Below are 18,261 nucleotides of genomic sequence, written 5' to 3'. Positions count from 1 at the left end.
GTGTTTATTCGCCATATCCCCCAATCCGAAGCATTCATGATTACGTTTATCCATTAAACAACCAATCAACTTAAAGAAAAATATGCTTACCGAAAAACTTATAGCCAACAGGATCCGTGCCGTTAGGGAAGAAAAAAATTACACCCAATTTTACGTTGCCTACAAACTCAAAGTATCGCAAAACACGTTCAGCAAAATAGAGCTGGGCAACGTTAAGCTTACCCTTGCCAGGCTCATTGAAATAGCAAAGGTTTTGGAAGTTGATCTTGTGGATTTTTTAAAGGAAGAACACCTGTACATTATTGCCCGTTAAATACTATCCGAACTCTTTTTCCCCGATTTGTTTATATCGTTTATAATATTTTCAAAGTATTAGTTTGATCACTAATTTTCGATAAATTCAACCCCGTTATAAACAATCATGAAAACGACAACATTGATTTGCCGGGTATTGCTCGGCTCACTTTACCTGATATTCGGGCTCGATTATTTTTTACATTTTATTCCTTATCAGCCGCTGCATACCGGTAAAGCAGGTGCATTCATAGCCGGGCTTAAAGGCACAGGTTATTTTTATCCCATGCAAAAGGTGATACAAATAGTAGGCGGGCTATCATTGATGTTTAATCGTTACGCGCCGTTTTCGGCGGTGGTATTGTTCCCGATAAGTTTAAATGTATTGTTGTTCCATACCTTTTTGGTACCATCGGGCTGGCTTATGGGGGTTACACTTGTTGTGCCTAACCTGCTGCTGGGTTATGCCTACCGAAAGTATTACAGCGGCATGTTTACTATGAAGGCCATCGGAGAATAAAGGTCGATATTCTACACGCCCTTCAAGGCCTGCGCTATCCAGATCGGGATCAGCTTCTTTCTTTCCTTTATCATCGTTGTAAATTCGGCGGCATCAAAATAACCGGCCTCCAGTTGCCGCGGTCGCACAAGAAAAGGAAAAACAATCATACCGGCAATATTCCACATCAGGTTAACAGGATGAAATTTCATAACGCCATCGGCCTGCAATGCGTAAAGCTGTTTGGCAAAAACAGAATCAGTTAGCGTTTTAATTTTTTCGACCATAGGCAAGGTGGTTTGCCCGGCGAGCACCTCGTTCACCATAAAAAATGGAAAATCCGGGTTTTCCAAAAGCTGGTCGATATAGTATCCTACACAAATCTCTATCTTTTCGATGGCTGAAGAAGACTCATCATTTAAAACAGGTTCAATTTTATCGAAAAGCTTTTTTATGGTTTCGTCCATGATAAACGCAAAAAGATTTTCCTTGCTGCGGAAATAATAGTTAACTGATGCAACGTTGGTATTGGCCTCGGTAGCTATATCGCGTACGGTAGTTGCCAGGAAGCCTTTTTTAGTAAAGATGCGCCTGGCTGCACTCAATATTTTTTCTTCGGTTGTTGTTTCGGCGGTTATAGTCATGGATGATATATGTTTCAAATTTAGTCATTCAAAAACATATATCATCCAGGACTGATTAATGTGTATCTGCCACGGCCTTTTGACCTTTTACAATCGGCGCTAAAAATATCAGCGGAATGGCAGCCAGCATTACCCAGCCAACCACAATATAAGCGTCATTATAGCTTAGCAGTGTACTTTGCTTGTTTATAGTACCGTCAATAGCAGCGTACGCCATTTTTGAAGCATCAAAAAATGATTTCCCCTTAGCCATAAACCCGTGCAGTAGCGCATTATATCTATCGGTAAAATAAGTGTTATATGGATTGATATGGTCTAACAGGTTATTACGATGCGTTGCCACACGGATATGGATCAGCGTATTTAAACCGGCTATCCCAAACGAGCCGCCCAACTGCCGCATCATATTGTTTAGACCGGTGCCCTGCCCTATTTCGGCACCTTTTAAGCCGCCGATGGCAATGGTAGTGAGCGGTACAAAAAGCAGCGACAAACCGATCCCTCTGATAGCTAAAGGCCAAAAGAAATCACCGGTACCTGATGCCAGTGTTGAGCCACTCATAAACCAGGAGAAAACGAAGAACAATATCATGCCACCTACAGCCATAAATTGTGCAGGCAGGCCTTTGTTAAGCATAATCCCCACAAAAGGCATCATCATAATGGTGAATAAACCACCCGGCAGCAAAATCTCGCCGGTTTGCTGTGCCGAAAAACCCAGCAGGTTTTGACAAAAAACCGGGAAAACAAACTGAGACCCGTACAAGCCAACACCAAGTATAAAGGAAGTAACCATCCCGGCCGAAAAGCTGCGATGACGCATGATCTTGAAATTAACAATAGGATGGTCGGTACTTAACTCGCGCCATAAAAAAAGCAGCAAACCAATAACCGCTGTACAGGTAAGCACTATAATGTATGTAGTGGCAAACCAATCTTCATCCTCCCCTTTCTCCAATATGGTTTGCAAACTGCCTACCGTAATGGCCAGTAAAACAATGCCCCACCAGTCAATAGGTTTATCCCGCCCATCACGAGACGTTACTCTTACATACATCACCGTAAAGATCGAAGCCAGGATGCCTACCGGTATATTCACGTAAAAAATCCAGCGCCATGCGGCATGGTCTGTTATGTAACCGCCAATGGTAGGCCCTATGGTTGGGCCCACAACTGCACCTAACCCAAACAATGCGGTAGCTGTACCCAACTGCTCCGCCGGCCATGTTTCAATCAGGATGGCTTGTGATGTTGAAAGTAGTCCCCCACCTGCTAAGCCCTGCAAAATCCTGAAGCCAACAAGTTCGGTCAGGCTGCTGGCGTTTCCGCATAAAAACGAAGCTATGGTAAATACAATAATTGAAGTTAAAAAGTAGTTTTTACGCCCAAAAAAACTACTCAGCCAGCCCGACATGGGCAAAATGATAACGTTTGCTACACTATATCCTGTTACAACCCAGGCAGCATCGGTTATCGTAGCCCCCAGGTTACCTTGAATTTGAGGAATGGAAACGTTAACTATGGTTGTATCTATTAATTCTAACAATGAAGCTATAATTACCGTGATGGTAATTATCCACTTTTTAAATCCTGACTCGGCCATTTGATAAAAGTTTTATGTCTTAAATAATGGCACAAAATTAATCAATCGTTTGATTAAAACATTTGTTTTAAATAAATGTATGAATTATTACGATGGAGTGACATGGTTGCTTTTAATAAAAATTAAAGACAGATGAGGACAGTTGATTTTATTGTTATAAATAGCTTGGCTTACCGGTATAAGCGTTATATCAAAGCAGGGTAATTCCCCCCTGTTTAAACCCATTTACGCTATCCATCTCCATGAAAAACCTACGCAGTAATTTCCGCTTCATTATTACCAGCATTTGTTGCATATGTTTATGTTACCTCTCCTCCTATAGTCAAACTTTTTCGGTTAAAGAACCGTCAACGCCGCGGATCGTTAACATCGTTAACTTCATCCGCTTGCTTGAGCCGCGGGATTCAGCAATTACTGAAGATGTGTTATACCAAACTGTGGTGAAACAGGTGGAGATCATGAAAAAGTATAAGCTTGGCGGTACTTTTCTGTTGCAGTACGATGCACTGATCGATCCGCGGTATCAAAAGTTGCTGAAAGCTTTACCTCGTACTTCATTCGAAATTGGCGCATGGTGGGAAATTCCTCAACCCCAGGTTGAAAAAGCCGGCCTCAAATGGCGGGGCCGTTATCCGTGGGATTGGCGCGCAAACATCGGCTTCTCTACCGGTTATACACCTAAAGAGCGCGAAAAGTTGATAGATGTTTACATGACCGACTTTAAAAAAGTATTCGGTTATTACCCCAAATCGGTTGCGTCATGGTTTATTGACAGCTACAGCCTTGAGTATATGTATCAAAAATATCATATTGTAGCATCGGCCAATTGTAAGGATCAGTATGGTACAGACGGCTATACTTTATGGGGTGGTTACTGGAACCAGGCTTACTATCCCAGCAAGATCAACTCATACATGCCCGCCCAAAATGCAGCCAACCAAATTCCGGTACCTATTTTCAGGATGCTCGGCAGCGATCCGATAAGGCAGTACGATAATGGCCTTGGCACAACACGCCAGGGTGTGGTGACCTTAGAGCCTGTTTACAAATTTGGAGGCGGCGATGCCGACTGGGTAAACTGGTTCTTTAAATCGTTTACAGAAGATAAAGCACTTGGCTTCAATTATACCCAGGCGGGCCAGGAAAATTCTTTTACCTGGGATGCCATGGCTAAGGGCTTCGAAATCCAGATGCCATTGATAGCCCGGTTAAGAGATGAGCACAAGATCAGGGTAGAAACCATGGAAACCTCGGGCCTCTGGTTTAAAAAACAATACAAAATTACTCCGGCAACATCATTCACGGTAAGTCACGACCTTGGCGAAAGTGATTTAAAAACCGTATGGTTTAACAGTCGCTTTTATAGGGCTAACCTGTTATGGGAAAATGGCAATCTCCGCATCCGCGATCTTCATCTTTTTGATGAAAGCTTCCCATCCGTTTATACCAAACAGGTAGTAACCTCAAACGAATGCACATTCTTCACCCTACCGGTAATAGATGGCTATATCTGGAGTAAGCCCGGTCAGATAGCAGGATTAAGACTTAAAGCATTAGTTAACGGCAAAGAAATTCCTTTAACAGGGAAAGATCCGGTTTATACTCATCCAACAGCGGAAAGTCTTCACATATCGTGGCCACTCACATCGTTTAAAGGTACTTTTGAAATCGACCTGAATGAAAAACAGCTATCAATAAAACTGGTAAGCACGCAAGTTGATAACTGGTATTTTGATATGACCACAGCCTCCGGAGCGAAACTGCCTTTTGAAACTATTAGAGATAAACAAATTAACTGTAGTTTTGAAGGAACTCCGTACGTTTTCAAAGCCACCAAAGGGATATTCTCCGAACCGGGGAACGGAATACTATTTCGACTAAAACCGCAGGCTAATACAATTGCTTTTGACCTTTCATCAACCAAAAAGAATTAAGGCTTAGAAAATTCGCCAAAATGCCAAAGGATCCCGGACGGGTCATGCAAAAAACATTCCCTCCCCCATTGTTCTACACGGATGGGGGTTAATTTTACACCGGCATATTTTGAAGGCAGATCTAAAGCCAGCAATTCGTTCCAGTAACTGGCAACGTCATCAACTTCCAGAAACAGCATCGTATTATCTACCCAATCTTTAACATAGGCGTTTTGAAGATAAAATGCCAGCTGCCCGGTCTTAAACACCGACATGTTAGCATCTAATAGAACTTCTTCAAAACCCAATTCGCGATAAAAACTGCGTGAGGTTTCAAAATCCCTGGCACCAATGAACGGCCTGAGCGATACAGCTTTGTGTTGCATACTACTGATTTTAAATTCAAACCAGTAACCTGCCTAAACGGAAGGCAGGTTACCGGTTAATTAAATACTAATATACTTTATGGCCACTGATTCTCAAACAATCACTTCACCTTAGCCTCCCGGATCAATTTTTTTGCTGAGATAAAAAAGTAACCAGTGAAGCAAACTCATCAAATGATAATGCATTGGCAAGGCCTACAGGCATCATAGACGTTTTTAATTCCTTACGGGTAAGCACATCGCTTGATTCAATGGTAAATACGTCCCCGGTGATGTTTCTCATCACTATTTTCTGGGCCGACTCGTCTGTAATAAATCCCATATAGTTTTTGTTGCCTTTAGCTGTTATCATCACAGTGGCAAATCCTTGCGAAATAGAAGCGCTCGGTTTCAGAATAGATTCGGCAATTTGCTGGCGGTTCATGATAGATCCTATCTGTCCCATAAACGGTCCCTTTAGCTTTTCGCCGCGGGTAAGGCTATGGCAGGCTACACAACCCTGCTGAGTAAAGAGTGCTTTTCCTTTCTTTGGATCTCCTTTAACTTTGGCTAACATCAACATCACATCTTCAATAGATGAATTGCCGATCTGTCCTTTTTTATTCAGGATCTTTGCCAAATCCACTTTAGCTTCTTTTGGCGCGGCACTTTTCTCTTCGCCGCCAAACGCTGTGATACCCATTTGATGGCGCTCATTCAGATCAGCATAAAATTGTTTACCTGCGGCACCTGCTTTGCTCCGTTCAAGCTTAAGAAATTTTTCAATCCGCGCCGAACCTTCCCAGGTTATGCCTTTATAAATAGGGCCATGTGAATCGGGCCGCGTTCCCCACCACCATGATGCATCGTAAGGCGCTTCCTGCTTGTAAAGGCGGGCAAGTGTTATCAATATCTGTTTCTTTGTTTTTAGATCTTTAACTTTTGGATAAGCAGCAATTAAACCATTTACTGCTTTAGTATCGTACATATAACGTAATGCCCACAATGCCAATGTTGAATTGGTTGTACCGATTGCACTAACACATGCATCAACCGCATTCATACTTACAAGCGCCCTGACAGCCAGGTGAGGCAATATTATGGCCGAATTGGGAGTGGCATGCGGGCCCTCTGTATTTTTAGCGGGCGCTACAAAGCTTGCAGGCACTTTGGTTTTCAGCAATTCGGAAGCCGCCTCTAAACGTCCAAGGCGTCCCAGGCCTATAATTGCAGCAGCCTGCACGCGCGGCGACGGATCTTTTAAACCACTTAAAAAAGGAGCTATCGGTACCTGTGCGATACCATCTTTCCTATCGGTTAACTCACGCAACGCAAATTCCCTCAATGCATCATCCAGAGCAAGTTGTACAAGATTAGCTATCCCACCTTCCCGCGCAATTTGAGCATAGGTAAAAACGCCTGCTACCCTTGCGTATAATGGCGCTCCCTTGTCTGACGCTATTGCCAAAGCAGCCCTGGCACTTTCCTCTGCCGGTCTTGCAATAAGCTCCTGTGAAGCATTTAATCTTGCAACGGCACTTTCTGATTTTAACATACCGGCTAAATCAGCTACCGACATCGCCTTAACATCAGGAAAAGCTTTATATGTCCATCCGTTCGGTATCGCCCTGATAACATATCCCTTTGATGCACTGCCTGAGTACCCGGCGCCATCCCAGGCCGAAAGGTAGAGCCTTCCTGATCCATCCACGTCAAGGTCAGTGATCTGTGGCAATTCAATAAATGGCTCTTCTGCCTGTGTAAAACTGGCGCCATCCGGTTTTACACGGTTTATATAAAGCTCGCTCCGGCCCCAATCGGCCGTCATGGGTACATGGTTATATTGCGCCGGCCAGGTAGGTTCATCCATAAACAGCGAACCAGTGCCCGAACCACCTCCTAAATCAACCAATGCAGGCAAAATCTCGTCGGTAAAATGCTGAAAAAGCAAGGGGTAACCATATTCGCCCGATTGGATATGATGCGAAAAACGGATGTTCCAGCCGCCTCCATCATTAGTATTATCGCGGGTAAATACGTTCATATACGGATCAATGGCAACATCATAAATATTGCGTGTGCCGTGTGTATAAACCTCCATTTCTTTGCCGTTTGGCCTCACCCTTATAATACCGCCGCCAAGCATGGTCAGTTTTTTACCATCGCGATCTGTTGCATCATGAAAACCAAAATCGCCTACAGCTATATAGATCCATCCGTCAATGCCCATGCGGATACCATTGGTTGCGTGATCTGTACCGCGTTCGGCAAGCATGTGTGCATTACTTAAATGTTCAATAAGTGGTTTTGGCGGCCCATCGGCTATGCCGTCATGATCTTTATCTTCAAAAACTTCGAGGATCATACCATTTGCTTTACCGGTTTCTTTTGAAAAAACGGTATGAAGCACAAAGACCTGGTCGCCCATGATGAGGATGCCCCGCGGATCGTCAACATCGGCAAAATCTGTATGCTTATCCAGCTTACCATCGTTATCGCTGTCTATAAGTTTAATTATCCGACCTTTCCCCGGGTCTTTACCCAATGAGCCAATCATATCAACCCCAACAAATACCTCGCCAGTAGCAGCCACGGCCAAACAAGCCGGACTTGGTGTAAGATCAGGCCCTGCAAACCTGGTAATTGTAAAACCGGCAGGCCAATGAAGCGAGTCGCTCTTAGAATGATTTAAATCTTGTCTTTGAGCTGAAGCTAAAACACTGAACTTTGGTCCATTATCGCGGATGTTTGCAAAATATTTGAACGTTAATAAAAAGGAGATACAGAGAAACAGGGATAGGGAAAACTTTAACATTGTTGTTTATTGGTTATAGGTCAAATTTAAAATTGCTTGGGATATTTTCATTGTTTAGGGATCCGCTTTTCGGCTGTTAGTTGCTGTATTACCGCGGCTAATTGCTTAGGATCATGCGCATATTTTTCAAGGTTAACAATTTCTACCTTTCTAAACTCAACGGGATGGCTTTCGCTTTGTAAAGAAATTGTTCCGCTCTTTAGCAGCGCACCCTCTTCTGCTCCGCCAACCGGATCCAATTGAGGGCGCTGATAGCGCAGCACCTCTTCTCCGTTTACGTAATGTACCACCAGCGAATCGCCCAGCACTAAAGCCTCTACCCTAACCCATTGATCACCATGAAAGGTTGCCGATTTTGAGTCAAGGCAATGACTTTTAACAACCGAGTTATCAAGCACATATTGCGTCCCCGGGGTACACACATTAGCTGTCGGTCTCTTGTCTTTACCGTTTCCTCCCAGCAATTGTACCTCAATTGACACGGGGAAATCCTGATCGAGCCCCATTGTTTTAGGATCTTGTCCATGGATCATAACGCCGCTGTTACGGTATGCCCATCCGGGCCCGTCTTTTACCTGGTTGCCGGTAAAACGATATTCCACACCGATCAGGTAATATGAAAAAGGTTTTTTGTAAAATAAATGACCAAACTGCTCATCAAATTTTTCATACTGATCATAATTCACCTGGATTTTATGATCAACAACCCTAAAAGTGTTGCCAAAATTTTCATTTAACTGATGCTTCCTGATCTTAACAGTCCAGTCCTTTAAATCCTTTCCGTTAAAAAGCTGCTCCCATTTCACTTTCAATTTCGGGTCGGGGCTTTTAAGCGCCAGTAATATTGGCAGGCCCGATAAAAATACAATATTCAGTATCGAAAAAAAGAGTCCACGTTTTTTCATAGCAGGTTATTTTGATATGTAACTATAAGTTTACTGTTCTAAAAAGAAAAAGACAGGTCGATATGCAGGCCCAATTGGTTGTTAAATCAAAAATGCAATAATTGAATCAGAAAAAAGGGGGGTAAAGCCTTAAATTTAAGGGGGTAAAATAAATTGCCAATCCAAACAAGACAGCTAACTATCAGTTAGTATATAAACAATTAGCCTATGAGCCCATACCATTACTCTTATCAACAGCGCCACTTTGCATTAGCCTTCCTCCTACTCTGTAACATTATCGTTCGGAGCAAAAAACACAATCCTTTTACGGATGATTTTGATATTTTTACCTACCAATTATTAACTAATAATTCATAATGTATAGCAGGATAAATACTGTTTTAAATCCGAAAGTATACTTTAGTTTCCTGTTCCTTTTCATTTATCTAAATGCTTTTAGCTTCACCTCCGGGCAGCCTGTACGGTATCTTGGCATTGAAAACGGATTATCAAATAATGCAGTCACCTCCCTGTACCAGGACCAATACGGCTTTATATGGATGGGCACTTATGACGGCTTAAACCGTTACGATAGTAATGAATTTAAGATCTACAGGAATGAGTGGAATAACAATAAATCGCTCCCATACAATCACATCAGCGCCTTAAACGGTTTTGGTAATAAAGTATTAATAGGCACCCAAAGGGGACTTGTTTTTTATAATTATCAGGACTCCTATTTTTATCCGGAATACTTTCAGGAACACAGCAGCGGGGTCCGGTTTAAGATAGCTTCAAATATCAATGTTATTGTAACCGATAAAGAAAACAATGTATATATCGGAACTGATGAACTTGGATTATTGCGATATGATAAAACAAGGAAGCTATACCTGCAAGCGGGCATTGCTAAACAATACAATTATAGTGTAAAAGCAATATGCCCAACCCGTGCGGGTGTTTGGGTGTTTATAAAAAACAAAGGGCTTGGTTTTTATGATCCCAAATTTGAACATATAAATATCATTAATAGTCAGCTCAATAGTGCCAGTTGCCTGCTTACAGATAAAGCGGGCAATGTTTGGATTGGCACCGAAAACGGTTTGTTTATATTTAACGGTAAAACACAAACTATCAACAGGTTCCATGCTATTGCCAACAAACTTACAAGCGACAATATATCCAACCTAACCCTCGACGAAAAAGGTAATATATGGATAGCCACAGACGGCGGAGGCATCAATATTTTAAATACAGATAATGGCAAACTAACTTTCATTACCAACGGCAATAAAGAAGGTTCTCTGCGTAGTGGAGCTGTTACTACTGTATTTCATGACCGGGAATCAAGAAAATGGATTGCAACCCTACGTGGAGGGGTTAGTGTTGTTGATTATTTCAAAAAGCCATTCGCGCTATATAACAATGATCCTTTCAACAAAAACAGTGTGATCAACAACTTCATCCTTTCCTTTTGCGAAGATGAAAAGCATAACCTTTGGATAGGTACCGATGGTGGCGGGCTTTCTTACTGGGATATTAAAAATAATGTATTTACGGGCTATACCCATGCATCAACCGGCGGAGGCCTGAGCTCTGATTTTATTGTGAGTATCCTGAAAACATTCGACAATAAAATATGGGTAGCTTCCTTTAACGGCGGTATTGATAAATTTAATAAAGCCACCGGGCAATTTAAGCACTACGGTTGCTACAATACATCAACCCAAACCTCCGATAAAAACTTTTGGAAACTTTATGAAGATTCGCGCCGTCATTTATGGGCGAGTACTACAAGGGGCGGCCCGTTATATCTTTATAATTATAAAAAAGACCTGTTTGAACTATTTGATGAAAAGCTGGTTAACATACACTGCATATTTGAAGATAGGAACAGGACATTGTGGGCAGGTAATTATACCCGGCTTATAAGAATTGATACTGTAAGGAAAAAGCATCGTTTTTTTGATGTTGGCTATGGTATAAGAGCAATTGCCAACGATAATTCAAATCATTTGTGGATAGGAACCGAAGGCGGCGGTTTATTGAAATTTGACATTAAAGATATGAGTTATGTAAGGTATACCAAAGCCGATGGCTTACCGAGTAATTCAATCCTGAATATCCTCATAGACAATAAGCAAAACTTATGGTGTAGTACTTATAACGGCCTAACCAGGTTTTCTCCGGCAAAAAACAGCTTTACAAACTATATCGTTTCCGACGGCTTACAAAGCCTCCAGTTTAATTATAATGCGGCTATCAGGATGCAATCGGGGAATATGGCATTTGGAGGCATCAATGGGTTTAATATTTTTAACCCCGACAGTATCGAGGTTACAGATCATCGCCCTGATCTTCGTATTACGGGCTTAAAAGTTGACAATTCAGAGGCCGATGGCTCAAGCGAATTGTTAAAAAATCAATCTGTGGCCGATCTTAAAACCATTAAACTTAATTATTCGCAAGCTGCACTCACCGTTCATTACACAGCCCTTGAATATTCATTTCCTGATAAAATTAATTATGCATACTATCTTGAGGGCTGGGACCACAGGTGGAATTACGTTGGCAAAACCCAATCGGCCAATTACACCCATTTAGACGAAGGTAGTTATACGCTCAGAATCAAAGCAACCGATACAAGAGGAAACTGGATGCCGAAACAGATAAGTATCCGGGTTGTCGTGTTTCCGCCATGGTACAGAACGTGGTGGGCCTACGGATTATACCTGACTGTCTTTTTGGGAGTGATATACCTTTATTTCCTTTACCGCGAAAAACAGACCAAGCTTAAATTTGAAGTTAACCTGGCCAACTTAAAAGTTGAAAAGGAAAAGGAACTGAATGAAAAGAAACTCGCCTTTTTCACCAACGTTTCGCATGAGTTCAGAACTCCTCTTACGCTTATTATTAACCCTATCAAAGATTTGCTTGATAAACATAAAAACCATTCGGATGAACTTAATATAGTGTACCGAAATGCACGCCGCTTATTGGGGTTGGTTGATCATCTGTTGCTGTTTCGGAAAACCGAAAGCGAAAATGCACAATTAAGCGTAAGCGAGATAAATTTTGCGCGCGTTTGTGAGGAGGTGTTTTCATGCTTTGTACACCAGGCTAAAATTAAAAAGCTGAACTATACAATTGAAACATCGAGCCCCAATATTGCTGTATTTGCCGATTTAGAGAAAATTGAGATCTCATTATTTAACCTGATCTCCAACGCTATTAAGTTTACGCCAAATTATGGCACCATCAAAGTTTTGGTAGAGGAAGACGATACACACACTTACTTTAAAATAACGGACAACGGTATCGGTATCAGCGCCGAAACCGGCGATAAGCTGTTTGACAAATTTTACCAGGTAAAAGATAATAATTACTTTAAAAAAGGGTTCGGTATTGGTTTATACCTGGTTAAGATGTTTACTGATTGCCATAAGGGTACAATAAATTATATAAATAATAAAAACGGCGGAACCACTTTTACGCTAAAGCTGCTAAAAGGGATAAAACACTTTTCGCCAGAGGAGATAAATGTTGTAGCAACTCCTGATTACAATTTTGTGAATGACCTTATAGATCATGACAGCAAAGACCTTGTAGAACCCCATAATGAATTGCAGAAACTTGAACTCTTTAGCCAGGAAAAGCATACCATTGTTGTTATTGATGATAATGAACAGATAAGAGCATATATCAAAAAGATATTTTTTGCCGATTATATAGTCCTCGAGGCAAAAGATGGCACAATTGGTCTTGAGCTGATTAAAAAGTACATCCCAGACCTGGTCATCAGCGACATTGTTATGGATGGGATAAACGGGTTGGATTTGTGTAAAATGATTATGGAAGATACCGCCATAAAACACATCCCGGTTATTTTGCTCACCGGCGATACCACACCCGATATCATGGTAAAAAGCCTTGAACAGGGCGCAATTGACTTTTTGCGAAAACCATTTGATAAAGAAGTGCTTACAGCCAGAGTTAAAAGCGTACTGAGAAATAAAACCAAACTGCAGCAATACTTTTATAAAGAAGTTACCAGAGAAAACATCGCCATTAATATTTCGCGGGAAAATAAAGACCTGCTCAACAACTGTATTACTGTTATTGAGCAAAATTTCAACAGCGATAACTTTGATGTTTATGCCCTGGCCGATGCAATAGGTATCAGTTACCCAACATTATTTAAAAGGATCAAAAGTACTACGGGACAATCAATTAATAACTTTATCAGGTTTGTTCGCCTGCGTAAAGCTGCCGAACTCCTGATCCAAACTAATTGTAATATCAATGAGGCCGCAATACAGGTAGGTATCAGCGACATAAAATATTTCAGGGAACAATTCAATAAACAATTTGGCGTCAACCCTTCCGAATTCATCAAAAAACACCGGGCTAATTTTCAGGTTTCATACCGTTTAAATGAATTTGAAAAACCTCCGGTAAATTAAATACCTGTTTTGTTATATCGGATTAGGCGGCAAAAAACCCGGTAGTTCATTAAAAAAGCATCAAATGGATTAAACCAAATTTCAACCCCTTAAATTGATGATTTTGCCCCTGTATCGTGCTTTAAAATATGCCTTATTTTGTTTGAGTACAAAATCAAATACCACATTTAAACCTATAATTTTTTCTCCGTTATGGTCACCAAAATAATCGCTGCTGTACTGCTCATATTTGTTCCATTTACGGTTAAATGCCAGCAGGATACCGTGGTCGGCTATAAATTGGTTTGGGCAGATGAATTTAACAGCAATGGCCCACCCAATCAGGATAATTGGGGATTTGAATCAGGGTTTGTACGTAATAACGAAGATCAATGGTACCAGGAACAAAACGCAGTTTGCCGCGGTGGTAAACTGATCATTGAGGCACAACGGGTGCACCTGCCAAATCCGGGATACGTGCCCAACAGTACCAACTGGAAGCAGAAACGGCAATTTATAGATTATACATCATCGAGCATTAATACCAGGAATAAGCACAGTTTTCAATACGGCCGGTTCGTTATGCGTGCCAGGATCACTACCGATGCCGGACTGTGGCCGGCCTTTTGGACCCTGGGGATGGAAAAACCCTGGCCATCTAACGGAGAAATCGACATCATGGAATACTACCGGAATAAGCTTTTGGCTAACATTGCCTGTGGCACGGAGGTACCCTATAAAGCCAAATGGTATAGCAACGCCAAACCGCTGAACACCTTTAAAGCCAATTGGAGCAAAAAATTCCATATCTGGCGCATGGATTGGGATCAAACCTCAATTAGTTTGTATGTGGATGACCTTTTACTTAACCGCGTGGACCTGAAAGATTTGGTTAACCAGGATGGCAGTCAATTTAACCCTTTTATGCAGCCTCATTATATATTACTTAATCTTGCCATCGGGGGCGACAATGGCGGTGATCCATCCGAAACAAAATTCCCTAAACGTTTTGAAGTTGATTACGTACGGGTATATCAAAAAAAATAAAATCCCGGAGAATAATAAGTTTAGCTTACTGCCCTTAAAACCTGTCATGTATACATTATTCCAAGGCGAAAATGATACATTAAAGACAATTTTATGTTAAACAAGTATCACTTCATGGATTTTATCCCCTTTTTTTTACAGCTTTGCCCCCTTTTTTTCCAAAAAAATAGCGCTTAATTGTGATAACCAATTAACGCAGGCTATTTGTTATAACCCTTGCAAATATTATAACAGCCTATTTGTACAGATTTTTCATTTATTAAAAGTTAGCGTCCTGGCGCTGTGAAATAATATAGCTTCTTGAGTTTAAAAAACCACAGCTATAATTATTAACGCCGGCTTAAAACAGGAAGCTGCCACTGTTCTTTGAAATTGCTGCTTGAATTTCACCCTGAATTTAAACTGTGACTTTAACAATTACTACCTATTAACTCATTTAATAACCTAAACAAAAAATAATGGCAAAACAGAAAAACTAAAAACAAAAACGGACCATGATCCAGACGCATTAACTAATGCCAAGTTTTAATTTTTAATCACTCCCAATTATGCAATATTTTTTACCTGATAAAATATCTTTGAGAAGAAAACCCGGATCAGTAGTGTTATCACTGATCCTGCTGATAGTGATGCAAACAAGCAGCTATGCAACAACTGCCTTTAACTCATTTAGCGCAACAAAACTTAACCGAAATACTGCCGCTGTACCAATTAAAGGTAAAGTAATCGACAAAACCACCGGCGAAACCATCATCGGTGCATCTGTAAAGATCAAAGGAACCAGCGTAGGTGCTGTTACCGATGTAAATGGTAGCTTTACGCTTAATGCCGACCCTACCGCAGTACTGGTGATTTCATACATTGGTTATGAACAGGCTGAGTTCCCGTTAAACGGGCAAACCTCAGTAACCATCAGGTTGCAGGTAAATGCCAAAAACCTGAACGAGGTTATCGTGGTAGGTTACGGTACCCAAAAGAAAACATCTTCAACTGCAGCCGTATCAACTATTCAAACTACCGAAATTGCAAAAAAGCCGGTGGTTAACTTAACCAACAGCCTCGTTGGTCGTGCCTCCGGCTTAATCATAACCCAGGGTAGCGGTGAACCGGGCTATGACGGTTCAAATATCCAGATCAGGGGTATCGGATCTACAGGCGGAAGTTCTCCACTACTTATTGTGGATGGAGTGCCGCGCGACTTTAGCCGTCTCGACCCAAATACAATCGAAAATATTTCGGTATTAAAAGACGCCGCTGCAGTTGCCCCTTATGGTGTAGCAGGTGCAAACGGCGTAATTTTGGTTACCACCAAAAAAGGCAAATCTGGCAAACCAACTTTAACTTATAACGGGTATTACGGATTGCAAAACCCAACTAAAGTGCCAACTTTCGTGGGCTCGTATGAGTATGCGCTACTACGGAACGAAGCCAATGCCAATGATGGTCAACCGCCGGCGTACACAGCAGACGACATTCAAAAATTTAAAGACCATTCCGACCCGGATGGTCACCCGGATGGCCATCCTTTGCAACAAATTATCCAGAGAAACCGTCCAATCACTTATCATAACGTAACGCTGTCTGGCGGTACCGATGATATTAAGTATTTTGCTGCGTTAGGGTACACGCACCAGGCCGGTATGTGGGACCCTACCTATCTTAACAAGTACAATGGGTCGTTAAATTTAACAGCAAATGCTACCAAAAGCACTGTCGTATCGTTATCTGTAAACAGCTACGTGGAAGATCAGCACTTCCCATCCCAAAGTGCTGGCACCATTATAGGCCAGGCGCAGCGCCAGGCACCAACCACACCTATTTACTACAGCAACGGCTTATGGTCTGGTTATATCGGGCAATCACTCATCGGCGAAATTTACCATAGTGGGTATCAATTTAATGAAAATACGGCCGTATTGTCGCAGTTTACTATTGATCAAAAGCTTCCGATCAAGGGCTTAAGCTTAAAAGGAGTGATCAGCTATGATAGCGGGCCGGATCCGTTATTTACAGGGAATCAAACCTCGTTCCAGCGTATTTATACAACCCCTATACCTTTTTACAATGTTGATGTAACTACCACTCCTTACACTTACAAACAAGGGATCCAGGGAAATTCAAAGGCAACCTTCAGCGAAAACTACAGCCAAAATCATACTTTAACCGTCCAGGGCTTGTTATCCTATTCAGGCTCTTTTGGTAAAAGCGATATCACCGCTTTAGGTGTATTTGAAAGTCGCCGAGTAAAATATCAAACGTTTGGAGCCACCAAATTCAACTACAATCTTGACATTGACGAACTAAACTACGGTGGCCCGGCGGCGGCCGACGCAACTAACTTTGGCTATTCAAACGGGCAAAAGCAAATTGGCTACGTTTACAGGATAGGTTATACTTACGACAAAAAATATCTTTTTGAGGCAACTGGCCGCTACGACGGAAGTTATTTATTTGCGCCCGGTCACCGTTATGGTTTCTTCCCTGCGTTTTCCGCGGGCTGGCGTTTATCTGAAGAAAAATTCATCAAAGATAATTTCCTTTGGATTGATAACTTAAAGCTACGGGCATCATGGGGCCAATCGGGAGCTTATCCAAGATCAGGTAATTCAATTCTTACTTACCAATACCTAAGCCCATATAACCCCTATGCAAACTCTGCAGTAATAAATGGGAGTGCAACACAAGGTATCAGTGAAGCACTACAAGGCAATCCAAACATTACATGGGAAAAGGCTAACAAAACTGACGTAGGCTTTGAAGCTACTTTATGGAAAGGTTTGTTAAGCATTGAAGCTGATTACTTTTATGAAAAACGTTCGAACATGCTCGTTGGTATTGGGAATACCCTGCCTGGAGAGTACGGCATTGGCACCGGCCTTGTAAACGGCGGGATCATGAGCAACCACGGCATCGAACTCACATTGCAAAGTTCTCATAGCTTCTCAAAAGATCTGCGGTTAGATGTTACAGGTACTTTCACCTTTGCCAGGAATAAGCTATTACAGGTTTATGAAACAAGTGCAACGGCAAACAACCCTAACAGGCGGATAACAGGCAGGCCATTAAATACTATATTTGGATATCAGGCTTTAGGCTACTTTAAAGCGTCTGATTTCAACGCAGATGGTTCGCTTAAAGCAGGGTTACCGGTTCCTTCTTTCGGGCCGGTTAAGCCAGGTGATATTGAATACGCCGATTTAAGCGGACCTGATGGTAAACCAGATGGCAAGATAGATGCTAACGACCAAACGGTAATTGGCCACCCAAATACACCAGAGATCATTTACGGTTTGGAGCCAAGGCTGACATTTAAAAACTTTGATCTGGATATTTTATTCCAGGGTTCGGGTAACAGCAACATCGTTATAAGCAACTATTTTGCTTTTCCGTTCAATGCATCCGGTTCTGCCTCTCAACTGGTGTATGACGACCATTGGACACCCGCTACCCCAAATGCCTTATATCCAAGGGTTACAGGAACGCCAACATCAAATAACACACAAACTTCATCCTGGTTTGTCAGAAACGACTCTTATATCAGGTTAAAAAGTTTTGAACTTGGCTATACCCTATCCAACAAGCTGCTACGGAACAAGATCCAATCTATAAGGATATATGTTGCAGGTCAAAACGTGATTAACTCTTTACCGCATGTAAAAGAAATCATCGACCCTGAAAACAGCGGAAGTAACACCAATTACTATCAGCAGCGTGTATTTTCATTAGGTTTAAATGCCACATTCTAACTAAAATAA

Annotated in this window: 11 protein-coding genes; 6 read left to right on the top strand and 5 right to left on the bottom strand. The window is 41.7% G+C overall.

The annotated features are described in order from the left end of the window. Positions 1 to 82 precede the first annotated feature (82 nt). Both AC59JO_RS17705 and AC59JO_RS17700 read left to right on the top strand, forming a co-directional pair. The gene (locus AC59JO_RS17705) at positions 83 to 313 is read left to right on the top strand and encodes a helix-turn-helix domain-containing protein (protein ID WP_413667221.1); all 231 of its coding nucleotides are present in this window, start codon (positions 83 to 85) and stop codon (positions 311 to 313) included. Positions 314 to 421: 108 nt separating this feature from the next. Further along, the gene (locus AC59JO_RS17700) at positions 422 to 814 is read left to right on the top strand and encodes a DoxX family membrane protein (RefSeq protein WP_243480934.1); all 393 of its coding nucleotides are present in this window, start codon (positions 422 to 424) and stop codon (positions 812 to 814) included. 11 nt (positions 815 to 825) lie between these two features. Here AC59JO_RS17700 and AC59JO_RS17695 read toward each other — a convergent pair whose 3' ends face one another. Together AC59JO_RS17695 and AC59JO_RS17690 are read right to left on the bottom strand one after the other, a co-directional pair. After that, entirely contained in the window at positions 826 to 1,437 is a 612-nt protein-coding gene (locus tag AC59JO_RS17695) for a TetR/AcrR family transcriptional regulator (RefSeq protein ID WP_091211341.1), read from the bottom strand. A 55-nt stretch (positions 1,438 to 1,492) separates the two neighbouring features. Then, positions 1,493 to 3,040: a DHA2 family efflux MFS transporter permease subunit gene (locus AC59JO_RS17690; RefSeq protein WP_413667219.1), complete on the bottom strand. Its 1,548-nt coding sequence runs from the start codon at positions 3,038 to 3,040 to the stop codon at positions 1,493 to 1,495. A 242-nt stretch (positions 3,041 to 3,282) separates the two neighbouring features. Here AC59JO_RS17690 and AC59JO_RS17685 point away from each other — a divergent pair, with 242 nt between their 5' ends. Beyond that, on the top strand, positions 3,283 to 4,974 hold the full coding sequence (locus AC59JO_RS17685; protein WP_497306868.1) for a DUF3863 domain-containing protein: 1,692 nt from the start codon (positions 3,283 to 3,285) through the stop codon (positions 4,972 to 4,974). Here the strand turns inward: AC59JO_RS17685 and AC59JO_RS17680 are convergent. The 3 genes from AC59JO_RS17680 to AC59JO_RS17670 form a co-directional block, all read right to left on the bottom strand. Continuing rightward, entirely contained in the window at positions 4,971 to 5,339 is a 369-nt protein-coding gene (locus AC59JO_RS17680; protein ID WP_413667217.1) for a VOC family protein, read from the bottom strand. The genes AC59JO_RS17685 and AC59JO_RS17680 overlap by 4 nt on opposite strands. A 124-nt stretch (positions 5,340 to 5,463) precedes the next feature. Next, the gene (locus AC59JO_RS17675; protein WP_497306866.1) at positions 5,464 to 8,133 is read right to left on the bottom strand and encodes a DUF7133 domain-containing protein; all 2,670 of its coding nucleotides are present in this window, start codon (positions 8,131 to 8,133) and stop codon (positions 5,464 to 5,466) included. Positions 8,134 to 8,180: 47 nt separating this feature from the next. Then, the gene (locus AC59JO_RS17670) at positions 8,181 to 9,038 is read right to left on the bottom strand and encodes a 3-keto-disaccharide hydrolase (protein ID WP_497306864.1); all 858 of its coding nucleotides are present in this window, start codon (positions 9,036 to 9,038) and stop codon (positions 8,181 to 8,183) included. Positions 9,039 to 9,394: 356 nt separating this feature from the next. On the opposite strand from AC59JO_RS17670, the gene AC59JO_RS17665 reads away from it, so the two are divergent. From AC59JO_RS17665 to AC59JO_RS17655, 3 genes are all read left to right on the top strand, one after another. Then, complete coding sequence (locus AC59JO_RS17665) at positions 9,395 to 13,480, top strand: two-component regulator propeller domain-containing protein (RefSeq protein ID WP_497306862.1); 4,086 nt, start codon at positions 9,395 to 9,397, stop codon at positions 13,478 to 13,480. Between the two features lie 192 nt (positions 13,481 to 13,672). Continuing rightward, positions 13,673 to 14,506 carry a glycoside hydrolase family 16 protein gene (locus AC59JO_RS17660; protein WP_497306860.1) on the top strand — a complete coding sequence of 278 codons (834 nt, stop codon included), beginning with the start codon at positions 13,673 to 13,675 and terminating at the stop codon, positions 14,504 to 14,506. Between the two features lie 548 nt (positions 14,507 to 15,054). Beyond that, complete coding sequence (locus AC59JO_RS17655) at positions 15,055 to 18,252, top strand: SusC/RagA family TonB-linked outer membrane protein (RefSeq protein ID WP_497306858.1); 3,198 nt, start codon at positions 15,055 to 15,057, stop codon at positions 18,250 to 18,252. Positions 18,253 to 18,261: the final 9 nt, after the last annotated feature.

The organism is Mucilaginibacter sp. A5337 (assembly GCF_059690695.1).
This window is presented reverse-complemented; position numbering and strand designations above follow the sequence as displayed.